Origin of the sequence: Collinsella sp. An307 (assembly GCF_002161805.1) — a bacterium.
Taxonomy (GTDB): domain Bacteria; phylum Actinomycetota; class Coriobacteriia; order Coriobacteriales; family Coriobacteriaceae; genus Coprousia.
This window is the reverse complement of sequence record NZ_NFIP01000004.1, coordinates 133661-152955: the sequence shown is the minus strand read 5'-3', so window position 1 is coordinate 152955 and position 19295 is coordinate 133661. Positions and strand designations below refer to the sequence as shown.

Below are 19295 nucleotides of genomic sequence, written 5' to 3'. Positions count from 1 at the left end.
TACCGTGGAGTGAGATCAAAGCGATAGGGGAGGTCGGCGGTGCCCAAGGTAACGCTTAAAGAGATTGCACGCGAGGCGGGGCTTTCCGTCTCGACGGTATCTCTGGTGCTTAACAACCGGCCGTGCCGCATCACGGAGGAGAACCGCCGCCGCATCAAGGCCATCGCCGCCGCCAAACACTACGTGCCCAACCAGATCGCCCGAAGCCTCGTGACGCAGCGCTCGAACACCCTGGGCCTTATCGTTCCGAACATCGAGAGCCGCTTCTTCTCACGTCTGGCGAAAAACCTCGAGCAGCGCTGCCGCGAGCGCGGTTTTGCCCTGTTTATCACCACGTCTGACGACCTTGCCGTCAACGACATCGAGCTGCTCTCCACGCTCGTCAACCGCGGGGTAGAGGGGCTCTTTATCGTTTTGGGCAACCAGACCGAGGGCGGCGAGGACCTTCCTGAGCGCATAGCGGCCCTTCCCGTTCCCTACGTGATGATCGACCGCGTGCTCGATGACGCCGCCTGCGACAAGGTGCTATTCGACAACGAGCTCGGTGGGTACATGGCGACCCGCCACCTGCTCGAGCACGGCCACCGCCGCATCGCCTGCATCGTGAATGCTTCCCGGTCCAACACGGGCCGCCATCGTCTCGAGGGGTACCGCAGGGCGCTCGATGAGTTCGACGTGCCGTTTGACGAGAGTCTGGTCTTTGACAGCGACTACTACATCCCCGATGCCTACGAGGCCGCGGCTGGTATTACCGCAACCGACGCCACGGCGGTCTTTGCGAGTTCCGACAACATCGCGCTCGGCCTGCTCAAGCGCCTGTATGAGGAGGGGTGCCGTGTTCCGCGCGATTACTCGGTGGTGAGTTACGACAATTCGGCGGCAGACTCTCTGTTCGAGCCGGCGCTTACCGCCATCGACCAGGACGTTGCGGTTCTTGCGGAGGAGGCGCTCGCCCTTATCGTGCGTCGCCTAGATGCCGCCGCGCCCGAGGATGTCGAGGCGGAGACGCGCCTGCTCGAGCCCCGTCTGGTTGAGCGCGATTCGGTGCAGCAGCGGTAGCAGCGCACAGGAGGTTCGCCCTACTCCTGTCACAATCTAAGCAAACACCGTTCATACGCGTTTTCCTACCGTTCACCGGATAAATTGCCAAACATTTACGGATTCTGAAACAAAAACGTTTTGTTAACAATGCTAAAACGTTTTATCACCTATACTGCTTTCAGCAAAACGAGCGGCGTGCGGCCGCACTCGACCCCAAAAGCAGATAGGAGTGCCTTATGTCTCATCCGGTAATCGGGACGCCTTGGAACCGCGGAAGCGGCGATGTTTCCGCTGCCGAGCTCGCCGGTGTCGAGCGCTACTGGCGCGCGTCCAACTACCTGTCCGTCGGCCAGATCTACCTGCGCTCCAACCCGCTCATGCGCGCCGACTACCCGGACGCCAAAACCGGTGAGCCGCGCGATTTTGGCCGCGCCGACGTCAAGCACCGTCTCGTGGGCCACTGGGGCACCACGCCGGGTATCAACTTCCTCTTTGGCCACGTGAACCGCCTCATTGCCGATCACGGCCAGAACACTATCTTCCTCATGGGCCCCGGTCACGGCGGCCCGGCCGGCACCGCGCAGAGCCTGCTCGACGGTACCTATCGCGAGATTCGCCCTGACATCACCAATGACGAGGCCGGCCTCGAGAAGTTCTTCCGCCAGTTCTCTTATCCCGGTGGCATTCCCAGCCACTTTGCGCCCGAAACCCCCGGCTCCATCCACGAGGGCGGTGAGCTCGGCTACACGCTCTCCCATGCTTACGGCGCGGTGCTCGACAACCCCAGCCTGCTCGCGGTGGCCGTGGTGGGCGACGGCGAGGCCGAGACGGGCCCTCTCGCCACAAGCTGGCAGTCCAACAAGCTCGTGAACCCCGCGACCGACGGCATCGTGCTGCCGATCCTGCATCTGAACGGTTACAAAATCGCCAACCCCACCATCCTCGCACGCATCAGCGACGAGGAGCTCACCAAGTTCTTCGAGGGCATGGGCTACGAGCCGCACATCTTTGTCGCCGGTTTTGATGACGAGAGCCACGAGTCCATCCACGTGCGTTTTGCGGCGCTTTTGGAGGAGGTCTTTGCCAAGATCTGCACCATCAAGGAGCACGCCGCCGCCCAGGTCGCTGCGGGCGAGGAGGTCACGCGCCCGGTCTACCCCATGATCGTGTTCCGCACGCCCAAGGGCTGGACCTGCCCCAAGACCATCGACGGCAAGAAGACCGAGGACTCCTGGCGCGCGCACCAGGTGCCGCTGGCAAGCGCCAAGGACACCCACGAGCACTTCCGCGTGCTGCGTGACTGGCTGCGCTCCTACGGCCCCGAGGAGCTCTTCACACCGGAGGGGCAGATTCGCCCCGAGGTGACGGACTGGATGCCCACGGGCGACCTGCGCATCGGTGCCAACCCCAACGCCAACGGCGGTCGCGTGCGTGAGGACCTCAACCTCCCCGACATCCACGCCCACGAAGTGCCGGTGGCAGAGCGCGGTCACGGTTACGGCCAGACCGAGGCGGCGCGCGTCTTTGGTGCCTATACGGCCGACGTGCTCGCGGCCAACCCCGATAACTTCCGCATCTTCGGCCCGGATGAGACTGCGTCGAACCGCCTGCAGGACGCCTATCAGGTCACCAAGAAGCAGTGGGAGGCGGGCGACGCTTATGCCGACGAGGCCAACGACGAGCTGCTGGCGCCCCAGGGCAAGGTGATCGAGCAGCTCTCCGAGCACCAGTGCGAGGGCTTCCTCGAAGGCTATGTGCTCACCGGTCGCCACGGCGTCTGGTCGAGCTACGAGAGCTTCGTGCACGTGGTCGACTCCATGGTGAACCAGCACTGCAAGTGGCTCGAGGCCACCAAGCGCGAGATTCCGTGGCGCGCGCCCATCGCCGGCCTCAACATCCTGCTGTCCAGCCACGTCTGGCGTCAGGACCACAACGGTTTCAGCCATCAGGACCCGGGCTTCATCGACCTGCTCCTCAACAAGGCCAACGACACGCATATCGTCAACGCCTACTATCCCTGCGACGCCAACATGGCGCTCGCGGTTGCCGAGCGTGCCTACGCCTCGACCGACTGTGTGAACGCCATCTTCTGTGGCAAGCAGCCCGCGCCAACGTTTATCACGGTCGATGATGCAAAGGCCGAGCTTGAAGAGGGCCTTGCGGTCTGGGAGTGGGCATCCACCGCGTCTTCGCTCGATGAGGCGGACCTCGTGATCGCCACCTGTGGCGACGTGCCCACGCTCGAGGCGCTCGCCGCGGTAGACCTGCTGCGCGAGCAGGGCATCAAGGTCTGGTTCGTGAACGTGGCCGATCTCCTTAAGATCCAGAACGCCTGCGAGAACGACCGCGCCATCTCTGACGAGCGCTTCGTCGAGTTCTTTGGCGACGGCTCCCGCCCCGTGCTCTTCTGCTTCCATGCCTACGCGGGCACCATCCGCCGTCTTGTCTGGGCGCGCCCCGGCCACGACGCGTGGTGCGTGCACGGCTACGAGGAAAAGGGCTCCACGACCACGCCGTTTGACATGCTGCGTCTGAACGACATGGACCGCTGGGCGCTCGCGGCCGAGGCCCTGCGCCTGGTGGATGTCGCTGCCAGCACCTCTGCGCACACCGCACAGGCCGAGGCGTGGGACGCCTTCCGTGAGGAGGCCTTCCGCTTTGCCGTGGAGGAGGGCTACGATCACCCCGCCTTTACCGACTGGGTGTGGCCCGATGCGCGCGCTGCAACCGAGGCGGACGCCGCCTCCGGTCTCTCTGCCACCCAGATGACCGCGGGTGACAACGAGTAGACGAGCAGCAAATAAATGAGGGGCGCCGCCCGCTGTCAAGAGGATGCAGCGGGCGGCGCTTTGGGTTGAAATGGGGGCATGAGAGGACATAGTCACGGCAAAACGCGTCCCTTGTGAGTAGGCCCCGCTTGCCCCATTCTCGTTTGCGCAGGTAGGCGACTTGCGGCGAGCATCCGATACGCCTTGGCTACTTGAGAGATGGCCCAAAAACCGTGACTAAGTCGGCTGCGGCCGCATATTTCTTAGAGGCCGTACAGCTCGGTGAACTTCTTCACCAAGTAGTTGCAGTAATACGTGGCGTCAAAGGGCGCCCCGCAGGAGTCGCGGATGAGCTCGGGTGCGTCCTTGGAGCGGCCCCAGCGCCAGATGTTCTCGCAAAGCCAACCGCGCACCGGCGCCAAGTCGCCCGCCGCGCAGGCCGCGTCCACGTCAATACCTGCGCGGGCCATGGCGTCGACGTACTGGGCGCCGTAGGCGCTGCCGAGGGCATAGCTTGGGAAATAGCCAAAGCTGCCACCCGACCAGTGCGTGTCCTGCAAGCAGCCGAGGGTGTCGTTGGGTACGTCCACACCCAGATAGCTCTTCATGAGGTCGCGCCAGAGCGTGGGGATGTCTGCCACGCGGGCCTCGCCGGCAAAAAGCGCCCGCTCGATGTCGTAGCGCACCATGATATGGAGCGGATAGGTGAGCTCGTCGGCCTCCATGCGGATGAGCTGCGGGTGGGCGAGGTTGGCCGCACGGTAAAGGTCGTCCTCGGTCACCTCGCCGTAGACCTCGGGCGCGTGCGCGCGCAGCACGCCAAGGAGCGGACCGGCAAAGGCACGCGAGCGGCCGATGATGTTTTCAAAGAGGCGGCTCTGGCTCTCGTGGATGCCCATCGAGGTGCCCTCGTCAAGGCAGGTCCACGCGTAGGCAGGATCGACGTTCTGCTCGTAGATAGCGTGGCCGCCCTCATGCAGGATGGAGAAGACATTGGAGAGCGCATCGTTTTCGTATATGTGCGTTGTCACGCGGACGTCGCCGGGGGCGAATCCGTCCGAGAACGGATGCTCGACCTCGGCCAGCGCGCAGCCCGCCATGTCGAGGCCCTCGAGCGCAAGCAGGTCGCGCGACAAAGCGAGCTGGACAGGGCGGGCGACATGCGCCGTGCGGAAGGGGAGATCGGGCGCTGGCATAGCGGCAATCTCGTGCACGAGCGGGACGACGCTTTCTTTCACCTGCGCAAAAAACGCGTCGTAGGCAGCGGTATCCATGCCGCGCTCGTATTGGTCGAGCAGGACGTCGTAGGCGTCACGGCTGGGGTCGAGCTGCGCGGCGCGACGGCGGAGCGTCTCGACGATGCGCTCGACGTACGGCTCGAAGGATGCCCAATCGTCCGCCTGCTTTGCATCGTGCCAGACGGCATTCGCCTCGCTCGTGAGGCGGCTCCAGGCAATCTCCTCGTCGGTGGGGATGGCACGCGCCTCGCGCTGGTCGCGCGCAAAGACGCGGAGCTCAGCGGCGGTTTGAGGGTCGAGGCCCTCGGTCGCAGCGCTCTCCTCGAGCGCGGCGACGAGTTCTACGGCGGCGTCGCTCGTCAAAAGTTCGTGCATCTCGCCCGCAAGCGCGCCCATCGCCTCGGCGCGTGCGGCGGCGCCGTTCGCGGGGGCGACGGTTTCGCCGTCGAACTCGAGCACGCTCATGAGGTAGCGCTTTGTGCGGATCTGGCGCTGCAGGTCTTTGAGCGAGGCAATGTTCTTGCCGGTGATGCTGTCCATGGATGCATTCCCTTCTCTTGTGTTGCGCGGAGCGCCTCAATTGTTTCGTTGGATAGCATACCCCGCTTTGCACGCCTGGGGGAGGGCGACCGGACTCTGCCGTTGCCTCCTATTAGTTGACGAAATTGTAAAAAACGTCAAACCATGAAAGAGGTCTGGTAGCATGGGGCGCGCTCTATCAAAGACAGGAGGGGATTCATGGAGAAAAAGCCTATGAGCAGGGCAAAAAAGATTGTTCTGGGTGTTGTGATCGCCGTGGTCGCGCTTGCCGTTGCGGCCGTTGTTACGGTGTTTGCACTCTTTGGCCACGAGCTTGCTACGTTGAATTCGATCGAGAAGGTCGACGACTATCCGCTCTACACCATGACCTATGACGGGGATTACGGTATCGATGCGTTTATCGAGCAGGGCGGCGCCTCTAACGACGCCGAGCTCATCCAGTTTGTGGTGAACCGCATCATGAAGGGCCTGCCGATCACCATCGACCTGCCCGATCTTGCGTGCTCGACCTTTAACGCCACCACGGCCGAGGGCGACGCGATCTTTGGGCGCAACTTTGACCTCGAGTACTCGCCCGGCATGCTCGTGCGAACGGACCCGGCGGACGGCTACGCCAGTGTGTCCATGGTGAACCTTGGCTTTCTTGGCTACGGGGAGGACAAGATGCCCGAGGACCTCATCTCGAGCCTGACGGCGCTCGCCGCGCCCTACGCGCCGCTCGACGGCGTCAACGAGGCTGGCCTTGCCGTGGGCGTGCTGCTCATCGACACCGAGCCCACCAACCAAGAGACCGACAAGGTCGATATCACCACCACGACTGCCATCCGCATGATGCTCGATAGCTGCGCGACGGTGGACGAGGCGGTGGCGTTGCTCGGCAAGTACGACATGCACTCGAGCGCCAACAGCTGCTATCACTTCCAGATTGCGGACGCCTCGGGCGCCTCGGTGATTGTCGAGTACATCGGCGACGAGATGAGCATCCTCGAGCCCGGCGACGCAACGACCATGGGAGCGCTCTCCGGCGAGGCGGGCGTAACCTATCAGGCGGCAACGAACTTCCTGCTCACGCCCGGTGAGTACAACTTTGGCGGCGGCCAGGACCGCTACCAGGTTCTTATGGAGACCCTAACGGCCGCAGACGGCGTGCTGTCTGAGGACGAGGCCATGGACCTGCTCCAGAGCGTCTCGCGCGAGGTGCAGATTCGCGACGATGGCAGCGTCTTCCAGACCCAGTGGTCGGTCGTCTACAACCTCGACGACCTTACCGCATCGATTATCATGGGTGGCAAGTACGACGAGCCTGCTTACGAGGTGAGCCTCGCCTCGTAAGCTCGCGGCCCCGCCGGTGCCGTTTCAGCCAAACGTTTCTAGCAAGCGCCTTCGCTTCGCGGCGAAGACGCTTTTGGTATGCTGGTTAAACTCTATCCACGGGGCCCGCGCGGAATATGCGCCCCTTCGCCCCGTGCGCGCTCAACAGAAAGGATGCGCATGTCGTATCTTCCCCTTATCATCGCAGTCCTCGCCATCGCAGCGGTCATCTCGCTTGTCCTCTCGTTTCTGGGCATCCTCGTGGTAGGGGCGCTTCGCCTGCTGCCCATCGTCTTTATCGTCCTGCTCGTTCTCGTGTTGCTTGGCAAGATCCGCATCAACATCACGCGTAGTGATGGCAGCCGCAGCCGCTGGCTTGACGATTAACGCCGAAAGGGGACCCCATGGCGCTCGAACACCTGGCCCAGACCGACCCCGAGCTCGCCGCGGCGCTCGATGCCGAGCTCGCGCGGCAGCGCAACACGATCGAACTCATTGCGTCGGAGAACTTCGTGTCTCCTTCGGTGCTCGAGGCGGTGGGGAGCGTCCTCACCAACAAATATGCCGAGGGGTATCCGGGCAGGCGCTACTACGGCGGGTGCGAGTGCGTCGACGTGGTCGAGGACCTCGCCCGCAGTCGTGCCTGCGCGCTGTTTGGGTGCGGCTTTGCCAACGTGCAGCCGCATTCGGGCGCGAACGCCAATCTTGCCGCGTACACGGCCCTGCTGGAGCCGGGTGATACGGTGATCGGCATGCGGCTCGACCAGGGCGGCCACTTGACGCACGGCTCGCCGGTCAACTTCTCGGGCAAGCTGTACCGCTTCTTGTCCTACGGGCTCGACCCTGCGACCGAGACCATCGACTATGACGGCCTCGAGGCGCTTGCCGCAGCCGAGCGCCCCAAGCTCATCGTCGGTGGCGCCTCCGCCTACCCGCGCTCGATTGATTTCGAGCGTCTCGCCGCCATCGCCCACGGCGTCGGCGCGCGCCTCATGGTCGACATGGCCCACATCGCAGGGCTTGTGGCGACGGGCGCCCATCCCTCGCCGTTCCCACACGCCGACGTGGTGACCACGACCACCCACAAGACCCTGCGCGGCCCGCGCGGCGGCCTCATCCTCACCAACGATGCCGAGCTTGCGCGCGCCATCGACAAGGCGGTGTTCCCGGGTATGCAGGGAGGCCCGCTCATGCACGTCATCGCGGGCAAGGCGGCATGTTTTGCCGAGGCGGCCACGCCGGCGTTCGCCGATTACATCGCGCGCATGGTCAAGGGCGCCGCTGCACTCGGCGAGGGGTTGGTCGCAGGCGGCCTGCGCCTTGTCTCGGGCGGGACGGACAACCATCTCTGCCTCGTCGACCTTACCTCCTCGGGCGTGAACGGGCATGATGCCGAGCTTTTGCTCGAGGCCTGTGGGCTCACGGTCAACAAGAACGCTATTCCAAACGACCCATTGCCGCCCGCCAAGACAAGCGGCATCCGCGTAGGCTCCGCGGCGGGCACGACGCGCGTGTTTACCGCCGCCGAGTTCCGTGAGATCGGCGAGCTCGTCGCGCGTGCCGTCTTTGGCGCAGGCGACGCAGGCGTGCGGGCGGTGGTTCGCGCGCGGGTCGACGAGCTTCTGGCGGCGCACCCGCTGTATCCGGAAATGTAGACGCTTCCGCGCGAGGGGAGAGGGAAATGTCGAACGCAGACGATTGTAAGATCGGCTTCATTGGCTTTGGCAACATGGCGAGCGCCATGGCGGACGGCTGGATTGCGGCGGGTACGGTGCCTCCCGCAAATCTCTATGCGTGCGCCAACCGCTACGAGGCGCTTCTCGAGCGCACGGGCACACGCGGCATGAACGCCTGCCAAAGCGCCGCGGAGCTGGTGGACGCCGTCGATGTGGTGGTTATCGCCATCAAGCCCCATCTCATTGACGAGGTGCTCTCACCGCTTGCGGGGCGCCTGGCTGCCAAGCCCATCCTCTCGGTCGCGGCGGGATGGGACTGCGCCCGCTACGAGGAGCTCCTACCAGGGACCCGCCACATCTCGACCGTTCCCAACACACCCGTGTCTATCTGCGAGGGCGTCATCGCCTGCGAGCGCACCTACACGCTACGCGATGACGACTACGCGTCTGTTCGCGCGTTGCTCGATGCACTTGGCAGCGTGGTCGAGGTCGAGAGCCGCCTGCTCTCGGTTGCCGGCACCGTTGGCGGCTGCGGACCGGCGTTCATTGCGATGGTGATCGAGGCCTTGGGTGACGCGGCGGTAAAGCACGGCATCCCGCGCGCGGACGCCTACCGCATGGTGAGCCAGATGGTCGCGGGCACCGCCAAGCTCCAGCTCGAGACCGGCGCGCATCCCGGCGCGATGAAAGACGCCGTCTGCTCGCCCGGCGGCACCACCATCAAAGGTGTCGCCGCGCTCGAGCGGGCCGGCCTGCGCTCGGCGTTCATTCAAGCGGTCGACGCTATCGAAGGGTAACGTTTTTCGGATGGGCGCGTCAAAGGGAGGCTGCTTCGGGGGCTGGGGAGGTCCCTCCGGGTGCCTCCGCAGGCGCGAAGCGCCGAGGATGGCCTCCGGAGGGACCTCGCCAGCGCCGCCAGGGTCCTTGAGGCGCCGGCTTACCGGGCCCCGGTGACGCGCGCTATGTGCATGGCAAGGTAGCCGACTTCGAGCTCGCTTACCGCAGTGCCCAGCATCCGTTCCATCTCGGCGCACACGGCTGCCGCGGCGCGATAGCTCTCCGGCGCGCCTGACTGGATGGCGGCATTCACGTCGATCGCGAGGCGCTCTTCGTTCAGGATGCGCGTCACCATGTACTTCACGTGCGTCATAAGCCGGTTGTAGTCCATAGACGATACATCGATTTCGGCCCCGGTGATCCGCTCCACCGCATCGATGCAGGCGCGCGTGAGCTGGGCGACCTGCATCGCCTGCTCCACATGACTCGCATCGAGGGCGGAGTGCACGTGCAGGGCGATAAGCCCCGTCTCGTCGTCGCCGAGGACGATGCCGCACCGGTTTTCCAGATCGCGCACGCCGCGGTCAGCGACCTCAAACTCCCGGGGAAAGAGCGCCCGGATGTCCTCGGTTAAGGGGTTACTCAACGCGCCGCCGCCGCGCACGCGCTCCACGGCAAACGCAAGATGGTCTGCGAGCGGCAGCAGCATGTTTTGGTCCACGTGCCCAAAGGTCGCGCAGGCATCCTCGTAGATATCCTCCGCGACATCGAGCACCACGGGGTCGATGCGCTCAACAAGGTCGCGCGCCGTCCCACGGCTGCCGTTTTGCTGTGAGAGCAGATACAGCTGGACGGACCCCGCCTCACCCAAGTCGTCCACGCGCTCGCCCGGCTTCCGCGCAAAGCCAACGCCCTTCCCGACCACCAGGTATTCCCGCTCATCGTCGGTGTTGAATGCGAGCACGGCGTTGTGGTTCAGCGGTTTGGTGATGCGATACATGTGCAGCCTTTCGGACGGGCGCAAGCAAGGGCGCGCGGTGGCCCCGCAGCGGACGGGGCGGGGCCACCGGCAGTGCAAAACGAGCGGAATCTGCCTTACGCCTCGTAGATATCGACGGCGAGCAGATCGTCGCCCTGATTCACTCGGCCAAACGCCAGCTGGCGCACCTCGTGCTTGCCGTCGGTGGTGGTCACCAGAACCGGGGTGGAGATGCTCGGGGCGTTCTCGCGGATGTAGTCGAGGTCGAACGTCAACAGTGTATCACCGCGCTTGACCTCATCGCCCTGGGCAACGCATGCGGTAAAGCCCTTGCCGCCCAGCTTGACGGTGTCGATGCCCACGTGGCAGAGGATGCCCGTGCCGTCGGGCAGCTCGAGGCCCACGGCGTGTTTGGTGTCGAACACGAAGGCGACCTTGGCGTCGCACGGCGCCACGAGCTCGCCGGTCGCGGGCACCACGCAGGCGCCGTCGCCCATCATCTTCTGGGCAAAGACCGCATCGGGGCACGCGGTGATGGAGAGCGCCTCGCCGGTGAGCGGGCTGCCGAGCGTGACGGTCGCCACCGGTTTGCGCGGCCCCTGCGCCTCGGCGGGCTGCTCGGAGTCGGCCTTGGTCGCTGCCTCGGGTTCGGCGGCGTCGTCGGCTGCGGGCAGCGCTGCCAGGTACGCCTCGAGGTTCGTCTTGATGACGTTCACCTGGGGCCCGTAGACCACCTGTACGCCCTCGCCGCGGCGGATGACGCCGGCGGCTCCCGTGGCCTTGAGCTCGGCCTCGTTCACCTTGTCGCCGTCGTGCACCGTCACGCGCAGGCGGGTGGCGCAGCAGTCCACGTCGCGAATGTTGGCGGCGCCTCCAAGGCCGGCCGTGATTTGCACGGAGCGCTCGTCGCCCTCGGGGGCGTCGGCTGTGGCGCTCACCTTCTCGCCCTCCTTGCGGGCGTTGTAGTCGGCCTTGGTGTAGAGCTTGGTCTCGGCATCGCCCTCCTCGCGGCCGGGCGTTGCAAAGTTGAACTTCTTGATGAGGAAGGTGAACAGCGCAAAGTACACGGCAAAGAACGCAAGGCCGAGCGGGATGATGAGCATCCAGCTCGTCTTATCGTTGCCTTGCAGGATGCCGAACATAAAGAGGTCGAGCAAGCCGCCGGAGAACGTGAGGCCGACGGTGATGTTCAGAAGGTAGCAGAGCATATACGCGAGGCCGGCAAAAACGGTGGAGATGCCAAAGAGCACCGGCGCCACGAACAGGAACGAGAACTCAAGTGGCTCGGTGATGCCAGTGAGGGCAGACGTCAGCGCGGCAGAGAGCAGAAGACCGCCCACCGCCTGCTTGCGCTCGGGCTTGGCGGCCTGGTACATAGCGAGCGCCGCGCCCGGGAACGCGAAGATGTAGAGCACGAACTCGCCGGTGAAGCACCAGGTGCCGGCGGTGGAGAAATGGGTGACGGTGGGGTCGGCCAGCTGCGCGAAGAAGATGTTCTGGGCGCCGTAGACCATCTGGCCGGCAACCTCCATGGAGCCGCCAACGGCGGTCTGCCAGAAGGGCAGGTAAAACACGTGGTGCAGGCCAAAGGGAATGAGCAGGCGCTTGATCATGCCAAACAGGAACACGCCGACGGGTCCGGCGCTTGCCACCGCGTAGCCAAGCGCGTTGATGCCCGTCTGGACCGGCTGCCATACGAAGAACATGGCGATGCCCACGAAGGTGAACACCACGGTGGAGATGATGGGTACAAAGCGCGACCCACCGAAGAACGAGAGCGCTTGCGGCAGCTGGATCTTGTAGAACCTGTTATGCAGCGCCGAGGTGCCGAGGCCCACGATGATGCCGCCAAAGGCGCCCATCTGGAGCGACGTGATGCCAAGGACGCTCGCCGTCGCGCCGTCCATGAACTGCTCCACGCCGCCGGTGAGGTCAATCATGGCCGAGATGGCGGAGTGCATAACGAGAAACGCCACGCCCGCGGAGAGAGCCGCGACCTCCTTCTCGGCGCGCGCCATGCCGATCGCCACGCCGATGGCAAAGATGAGCGGCAGGTTGTCAAAGATGACGCCGCCGCACGCGGAGAGCACCGTGAAGACGTCCCAGGCGATGGTGCCGGGTCCCATGATGCCTAGCAGGTTGTACGTGGCAAGGGTGGTCTCGTTGGTAAACGAGCTGCCGAGGCCCATGAGCAGGCCCGCTACCGGCAGCACCGCGATGGGGAGCATGAACGAGCGCCCCACGCGCTGAAGGATCCCAAAGATCTTGTCCTTCATATACGCCTCCTAGCGTCCGAGCACCCGTGCGGGTGCAGGTATTCCCCGGGGGTTCCCGGGCGGTACGTCGCAGGCTTTCGGGGAGGGGCGCGCTGTATGGCGTGCAGGACGATGCAATCTGCCGGCATGAAAAAAAGCACCGACCCACGACAGCCGAGCGACGTGCGTGCCGCCCCAAAGCCGAAGGTTAGTGCCTGCCTACCAGTTACACACCCTGCATATGCGATTGCAGTGCATTATGCCGATTTGTTTCGCTTCTGAAAAGAGGCGGGCGGCAAACGGTCGAAATCCCAAGGTCAACGGCTCGAGGATGCAGCGGTCTGCTGGGTTCGTGCGCCGCATGCAGCGCCGCTCATCCGCCCATGACGCAACCTTGACCCAAACCTGCTATCCTTGGACCATCTGTTCCGGACCTAAAGGAGGTCTCGTATGAGTGGCATCATCGGCGGGCTGGTCTGGCTCATCATCATCGTGGCGATCGTGATCGCCATTCTCGCCAACACGCTGTTTGTGGTAAAGCAGCAGCATGCCGTCATTATCGAGCGGCTCGGTAAGTTCAACCGTATCGTGGGCGCGGGCTTCCACGCCAAGATCCCCGTCATCGATCGCAAGGCCGCAACGGTCTCTCTCCGCACGATGAAAAACGGCTTTGATATCGATGCCAAGACGGAGGACAACGTCACCATCGGGCTCGAGGTTTCCGCCCAGTACCACGTCTCCTACGACATGGGCGCCGGTCCGGCCGATTCCGGTGTCTACAAGAGCTACTACATGCTCCAGCAGCCGGTTGCCCAGATGCGCGACTTCATTACCGACGCGCTGCGCTCCTCCATCCCGGTTTACACGCTTGACGAGGTCTTTGCCAAGAAGGACGACATCGCCAAAGACGTTAACGCCACCGTTTCCGAGCAGATGGCCGCCTACGGCTTCACGCTTGTGTCGACACTTATCACGCGCATCGCGCTGCCCGCCGAGGTCGAGGACTCCATGAACCAGATTAACGCCGCTCAGCGCACCAAGGCGGCGGCTCAGGATCTCGCCGAGGCAGATCGTATCCGTCGCGTCACCGAGGCACGCGCCGAGGCCGAGGCCATGGAGAAGGCGGGCGAGGGTATCGCCAACCAGCGCAAGGCCATCGCTGTCGGCATCAAGGACTCGCTCGAGACCATCCAGGAGACCGGTGTCTCCAACGACGAGGCCAACCAGCTCTTCATGTTCACGCAGTGGAGCGAGATGATGACCGAGTTCGCGCGGACCGGTAAGAGCTCCACCGTGGTGCTTCCTGCCGACTTCAAGACCTCTGCCTCTATGTTCGAGCAGATGCTCACGGCGGGCGAGGCCGACGAGCAGGGCAAAGTCCCGCCTGCGGCCTCGGAGGCGTAAGCGCCTGTGTCATCTCAGCGAATCGCCCGGTGCGGGCTCTGTTGCGCGCTCCTTGCCGTGAGCGCTTGGGTGAGCATTCCCTTAGGGCCCGTTCCCTTCACGCTGCAGACGATGGTGCTTGCCATGTTGCCGGGCGTCCTCGCTTCGCGCGACGCCGTCATGACCGTTGCCGTCTACTTGGTGCTTGGCATTGCGGGCCTGCCCGTCTTCTCCAACATGATGGGCGGCCTCGGCGTCATCGTCGGGCCCACGGGAGGGTTTCTTTGGGGCTTTCTTGTCGGCATGGTTACCGCAGGCACCGTTAGCCACATCAAGGGCCTGCCTGAGCCCGCGCGCGAGGTGTTCTCGCGCGCAGCGCTTCTGGTCATCTCCTACACGTTTGGCACCGCTCAGCTCATGATCGTTGGCAGCATGGCGTTGCCCGCAGCCCTCGCCGCGGCGGTGCTGCCGTTTATCGTGCCCGATATCGTTAAGATGTCCGTCGGTACCGTCCTTGCGCGCGCGGTCGCTCGGGCGCTTCCTGCTCCCGTTCAGTCGAGGTAGTCGTAGGCGCCAACCATACCCGCAAAGTTGTCGAGCCAGTCTTGCGAGTCGAGGACGGGCCCCTCAAGGATCGCACCCTCGGCATCTGCCGTGGCAGCGAACTCCATGGAGCTGTAGTTTTCAAAAACCTCTGCGTGCTCGAGCTCCTGCTCAACGTAGGCCTTGACGGCAAGCTGATCATCGACCGAAAGCGATGGGCTGGCCGAGGCGTCGGGCACGAGTCCTAAGGCAAATCCGCCCACTTGATAGCCGAGGTCTCGGGCAGAGGGGATGGTGAAGTCAAAATACGACGAGCAGCTAAAGACGAAGCCGTCCTCGGTCGCATCTCCAAAGGCGTATATCGAGTCAATGTCATAGGTGATGTTGGAGAGTATGAGCTCTGAGATTTCGAGCGTATCGAGGCCGATGCTCTCTGGCTCAACGCCCGAGGCTTTTGTGAACGCATCGGCGAATGCCGACGCGACAATCTCGCGGTAGGTGACGTCACCTTCGCGTGCCGCTTCAAGCGCAGAAACAGTTACCTCCTCGGTTGCTGCCTTCAAGTCGTCTTGCGCAAGCCAATAGGCGTCAGAGTCGTAGTCGTAATACGTATCGTCGTAGTCGTCTTCGTAGGTGTCTTCAAAAAAGACGGAGTCCACGCAGCTGGAGCAGCTCTCAAAAAGCGTGCTCACTATGCCGGAAAAGGCCAGCATAAAGATGAAGGCGATAAGGCAGCCGAGGCGGGAGGAGCGCTTCTTCCAGCCGGAGCCATCGCCAGAACGACGCTTAGCGGCCTTGCGTGCCCGCCAAGCGTTTGCGCTGCTCTCGAGGTCTTGCTGCTTGCCTTGTGCATGGCGCGCCCCGTCCTCTTCTTCTCGAATGGGGGAGACGGGGCCGCTATCGGCAGAGCTTGGTGTGCTGTCCAAGGAGCGCCAGGAGCGCTGCGGACGATGCTTGCCGTGGCCGGGCTCTTTGCGCTCGTTGCGCCGCGCCATCCGACCGATGCCGTCGTCACCGTCGGGACGTTCGCGTGCCGGCTCCATCTCGGGCTCGCCGCCCGGCATGATGGGGTCGGGCGCGTTGAAGGGGTCGATGTTCGGTTCGCGTTCGTGCGTTCGCGGTTCCCAAGCCATGTGATCACCTTCCCGGATGCTCAGAGCGTCTCGTACGGGGCGCGGGCGGTGCCGCCGCGGTTACAGGATCCAACCGTCCTCGTCTTCGCTCGCCGGTCCACGGTCCACGTACATCTTGTGCGTACGCTTCTCGGTTACAAATGCAATGATGCCAATAACAGCGATGCCGCCAAAGAACAGCACCGCCAAGCCGGCGCGGGTGTTGAAGAGAAAGGTAAAAATACCGTCCATGACTTGTTTGCTTCTCGCCTTCTCCCTAGGGGTCTGGATGCAATAAGTATATACTTGCCAAAGTGCTACGGACGCAAGGGCCGTGCAAGTAGTGATTGAGAAATAGGAGCATACGACCGGGAGGAACCATGCTCGATATCAAATTTGTCCGCGAGACGCCCGATGCCGTCGACAAGGCCATGGCCGATCGTCAGACCTCGTGGGACCGCGAGCGCTTCTTCGCCCTCGACGACGAGCGCCGCTCTGTTATTACCGAGGTCGAGGAGCTGCAGGCCACGCGCAACGCTGAGTCGAAGAAGATCGGCGCTCTCATGCGCGAGGGCAAGTGTGACGAGGCGGAGGCCGCCAAGGAGGCCGTCCGCGAGGTGAACGAGAAGATCGACGGGCTTGCCGAGCGCCGCGCCGCTCTGGAGGCTGAGCTCAACGACTTCATGGCCCATCTGCCCAACATCCCCTGCGATGCCACGCCCGTGGGCGTGGACGAGTCCGAGAACCCCGAGCGTCGCCGCTGGGGCACCCCGCGCGATTTTGCGACCGAGGGATTCGAGGCCAAGGCGCACTGGGACCTCGGCACCGACCTCGGCATCCTCGACTTCGACCGCGGCTCCAAGCTCTCCGGCGCGCGCTTTACGGTGCTCGCTGGCGCCGGCGCGCAGCTCGACCGCGCTCTTGAGAACTTCTTCCTGAACACGCATATCGCGCGCGGTTTCAAGGAGTTCATCCCGCCGGTGATCGTCAACCGCGAGATCATGTACGGCACGGGCCAGCTGCCCAAGTTTGAGGACGATGCCTATCACACCGGCGAGGACCAGTTCCTCATTCCTACGGCTGAGGTCGCGCTCACCAACCTGCATGCGGGCGAGATCCTAAACGCCGCTGAGCTCCCTCTCCGCTACACCGCGGGCACGCCGTGCTTCCGCGAGGAGGCGGGCTCCGCCGGCCGCGACACCCGCGGTATCATTCGCCAGCACCAGTTCACCAAGGTGGAGATGGTCAAGTTCGCCAAGCCCGAGGAGTCCGACGACGAGCTCGAGAGCATGGTCGCCGAGGCCGAGTATATCCTCCAGCAACTGGGGCTCCCGTACCGCGTGATTTCGCTCTGCACGGGTGACCTCGGCTTCTCTGCGCGTCAGACCTACGACATCGAGGTCTGGCTGCCGAGCTACAACGCCTACAAGGAGATTTCAAGCTGCTCCAACTGCGGCGATTTCCAGGCACGTCGTGCGAACATCCGCTACCGTGACCCGGAGAACTTCAAGGGTACGCGCTACGTTCACACCCTGAATGGCTCCGGCCTGCCCACGGGCCGCACCATGGCTGCGATTATGGAGAACTACCAGAACGCCGACGGCTCCATCACGGTGCCCGAGGTCCTGCGTCCCTACATGGGCGGTCTCGAGGTCATCCGCTAACGGCATTTCTCTGGCCGCGCAGGTCCCGACCCCTTTTCCAGAAAGACGAGCGCTTCGCTCGTTGCACGATCGTCTTTCTGGAAAAGGGGTCGGGGCCTTTTGCTGTCGAGAGGAAGCAAGCCCTGAGATTGCGAACCCTGGAGGACGAGGCCTTAACGGGCCCAGCGCTCGAAGAAGGTTAGTGCGTTTTCGGCACAGAGTTTGGCGGTAAGACGCCCGCCAAAGCGAGCCTCGAGCTTTTGCTGGAATGCGGGCATCTCGGCTGCCGTCTCGATTACGGGCGGGGTGTCGCAGCCGTCAAAATCACTGCCGAGGGCGATGACGTCCTCGCCGCCGAGTTCGAGCCAATGGTCGATGTGACTCGAGATGTCGTCAAACGAGGGCGGGGTGGTAGGAGCCGCATCGCTCAGGAAGATATCGGCAAAGTTCAGCCCTACGATGCCCCCGCGGTCTCGAATCTCGGCAAACTGCTCGTCAGTAAGGTTGCGGCGGTGTCCGCAGATGCTGCGGCTGTTGGAGTGGCTCGCCACAAACGGCCGCTCGGTAAGCGAGGCGGCCTCTGCAAAGCAGCGGTCGTTCAGGTGGGACACATCGAGGACCATGTGCTCACGTTCCATCTCGGCGATTATGGCGCGGCCGGCCGCGGTAAGGCCGCGCTCCGGGGCGTCGTGCCCGCTAGCAAGTGGGCCGGGTGCGTTCCAGCTGAGCGATGCCATGAGCACGCCCTGCTCGGATGCGGCTGCTACGAGGCGAGGGTCTTCGGCAAACAGCGTTGCATTTTCGATGGTGCGAATCGCCACGGTATGCCTCGCATGAAGCGCCGGTCGAATGTCTGCGGCGCTCTGCGCTAGGACGATGCGCGGGGCGTTGCGCTCGACCTGCTCGCCTAGATAGGCGCTTACGTGGTCAAAAAATGCATGCGCCTGCGCCGGCGTGAGCTCATCGGGAATGTAGCAGGCAAAACATTGCGCCCAGCTCAACTGTCCGACCTTATCGAGCGAGATATGCCCGTGGTTGCAGGCCAGCTGGGTAATGCCGGCGGGGTCTTTCTCGTCACCCGGTCCGTAGGTGTCCATGTTCAGCGCTTCGCGCAAGGCGGCGGGAAGCGATTGCCAGGCGAGTCGGTCGGCGGTATCGCAGTGCAGATCAAAAACAGGGTAGGGCATAACGGCTCCTTCAACGCGTGCTTTTTGCCATTGTAGCCGTGCTATTCATACCACACCGTGCGGACAAAGTCCGAAAACAAACGAACAAAAGTTCCACGAACAGATGTTTGCAATTTGCCGTACACTGATGCCATCAGATAGGCCGGATGAAGGAGGCAAGCAGCATGGGCGAGTGGAACGAACTGGTTGTGACGGCGATGTTGTTCGAGAACGAGCCGGATGAGGAGCGCCTAAAGATCGAGGCATCCCTTCTTGGTGACGGCAGTCTGTTGATCCATCAGGAAAGCGAGGGGGATTTGACGCGCTGGTGCTTTGAGGAGTCCCCGCATACGGTCGATACGCTTGTGTCTGCTCCCGCGGTGCGAGGCCTTGGCGAATACCTCCATGTCGATACGCCCGAGCAAGTGCTGGAGGTGCTCGTGATGGGGTTCACCGGATACGATGCAGGCGTGAGAATCCGAGAGCTTCTCAAGCGCCTGGAGCTGCCCTACGAGGTGCGGGAGCAAGCAATCGTGCGCTGAGGTTCTAACCGTAATCTACCTCTTAAAATATTACGAAAGTAGGGCGGATGTATGGGGTGTACGACTATAATTCATAGCAAAGTGATGAAAAGGCATCCTAATCTAAGGGAATGCGAGGTCGCATTTGCCTGGGAGGGATATCTTTGTTCGGCTATTCGCATCCCTGGGGAACGGGAGGTTCGTTTGGGATTTGACCAGCAGGGCAGACTGATTGAAATGGTCGGCGTTCATACCATTGACGGTTGGCTGGTCTTTCATGCAATGACGCCTCCCTCAAATAAGACTATTGACGAGATGCGGCGTGCAATGAGGAGGTTGTAA

At 63.3% G+C, this 19295-nt stretch carries 16 protein-coding genes; 10 read left to right on the top strand and 6 right to left on the bottom strand.

Annotated elements, in window-relative coordinates:
- Positions 1-39: 39 nt before the first annotated feature.
- Positions 40-1059 (top strand): LacI family DNA-binding transcriptional regulator, encoded by a 1020-nt coding sequence (locus B5F89_RS04890; RefSeq protein ID WP_087430676.1) that lies wholly within the window; start codon positions 40-42, stop codon positions 1057-1059.
- A gap of 218 nt (positions 1060-1277) precedes the next feature.
- A complete protein-coding gene (locus tag B5F89_RS04885) occupies positions 1278-3830 on the top strand; it encodes a phosphoketolase family protein (protein ID WP_087430675.1) in 2553 nt (850 codons plus the stop codon).
- Positions 3831-4072: 242 nt separating this feature from the next.
- Here the strand turns inward: B5F89_RS04885 and B5F89_RS04880 are convergent, their stop codons facing one another.
- Positions 4073-5587 (bottom strand): carboxypeptidase M32, encoded by a 1515-nt coding sequence (locus B5F89_RS04880; protein ID WP_087430674.1) that lies wholly within the window; start codon positions 5585-5587, stop codon positions 4073-4075.
- A gap of 198 nt (positions 5588-5785) precedes the next feature.
- Here B5F89_RS04880 and B5F89_RS04875 point away from each other — a divergent pair, with 198 nt between their 5' ends.
- From B5F89_RS04875 to proC, 4 genes are all read left to right on the top strand, one after another.
- The gene (locus tag B5F89_RS04875) at positions 5786-6919 is read left to right on the top strand and encodes a C45 family peptidase (RefSeq protein WP_087430673.1); all 1134 of its coding nucleotides are present in this window, start codon (positions 5786-5788) and stop codon (positions 6917-6919) included.
- Positions 6920-7078: 159 nt separating this feature from the next.
- On the top strand, positions 7079-7285 hold the full coding sequence (locus tag B5F89_RS04870; protein ID WP_087430672.1) for a hypothetical protein: 207 nt from the start codon (positions 7079-7081) through the stop codon (positions 7283-7285).
- Between the two features lie 17 nt (positions 7286-7302).
- Positions 7303-8553, top strand: coding sequence for a serine hydroxymethyltransferase (gene glyA / locus B5F89_RS04865; RefSeq protein WP_087430671.1), 1251 nt, complete (start codon positions 7303-7305; stop codon positions 8551-8553).
- A 26-nt stretch (positions 8554-8579) separates the two neighbouring features.
- Positions 8580-9371, top strand: a complete 792-nt coding sequence (gene proC, locus B5F89_RS04860) for a pyrroline-5-carboxylate reductase (RefSeq protein WP_087430670.1) — start codon at positions 8580-8582, stop codon at positions 9369-9371.
- A 140-nt stretch (positions 9372-9511) separates the two neighbouring features.
- Here the strand turns inward: proC and B5F89_RS04855 are convergent, their stop codons facing one another.
- Positions 9512-10351 carry a PRD domain-containing protein gene (locus B5F89_RS04855; protein WP_087430669.1) on the bottom strand — a complete coding sequence of 280 codons (840 nt, stop codon included), beginning with the start codon at positions 10349-10351 and terminating at the stop codon, positions 9512-9514.
- Between the two features lie 95 nt (positions 10352-10446).
- Positions 10447-12606 (bottom strand): PTS transporter subunit IIABC, encoded by a 2160-nt coding sequence (locus B5F89_RS04850; protein ID WP_087430668.1) that lies wholly within the window; start codon positions 12604-12606, stop codon positions 10447-10449.
- Between the two features lie 429 nt (positions 12607-13035).
- Between B5F89_RS04850 and B5F89_RS04845 the strand changes: the two genes are divergently transcribed.
- Complete coding sequence (locus tag B5F89_RS04845; protein WP_087430667.1) at positions 13036-13989, top strand: SPFH domain-containing protein; 954 nt, start codon at positions 13036-13038, stop codon at positions 13987-13989.
- 6 nt (positions 13990-13995) lie between these two features.
- On the top strand, positions 13996-14532 hold the full coding sequence (locus tag B5F89_RS04840) for a biotin transporter BioY (protein ID WP_087430666.1): 537 nt from the start codon (positions 13996-13998) through the stop codon (positions 14530-14532).
- Here the strand turns inward: B5F89_RS04840 and B5F89_RS04835 are convergent.
- Positions 14520-15644, bottom strand: coding sequence for a hypothetical protein (locus tag B5F89_RS04835; protein ID WP_087430665.1), 1125 nt, complete (start codon positions 15642-15644; stop codon positions 14520-14522). The two genes, B5F89_RS04840 and B5F89_RS04835, sit on opposite strands and share 13 nt — an antisense overlap.
- 60 nt (positions 15645-15704) lie before the next feature.
- On the bottom strand, positions 15705-15875 hold the full coding sequence (locus B5F89_RS10125; protein WP_204230580.1) for a DUF6724 family protein: 171 nt from the start codon (positions 15873-15875) through the stop codon (positions 15705-15707).
- A gap of 128 nt (positions 15876-16003) precedes the next feature.
- On the opposite strand from B5F89_RS10125, the gene serS reads away from it, so the two are divergent.
- The gene (serS, locus tag B5F89_RS04830; protein ID WP_087430664.1) at positions 16004-17287 is read left to right on the top strand and encodes a serine--tRNA ligase; all 1284 of its coding nucleotides are present in this window, start codon (positions 16004-16006) and stop codon (positions 17285-17287) included.
- Positions 17288-17439: 152 nt separating this feature from the next.
- Here the strand turns inward: serS and B5F89_RS04825 are convergent, their stop codons facing one another.
- Positions 17440-18453 carry a membrane dipeptidase gene (locus B5F89_RS04825; RefSeq protein ID WP_087430663.1) on the bottom strand — a complete coding sequence of 338 codons (1014 nt, stop codon included), beginning with the start codon at positions 18451-18453 and terminating at the stop codon, positions 17440-17442.
- A 164-nt stretch (positions 18454-18617) separates the two neighbouring features.
- On the opposite strand from B5F89_RS04825, the gene B5F89_RS04820 reads away from it, so the two are divergent.
- Positions 18618-18974: a hypothetical protein gene (locus B5F89_RS04820; RefSeq protein WP_239286679.1), complete on the top strand. Its 357-nt coding sequence runs from the start codon at positions 18618-18620 to the stop codon at positions 18972-18974.
- The last annotated feature ends 321 nt before the right edge of the window (positions 18975-19295 follow it).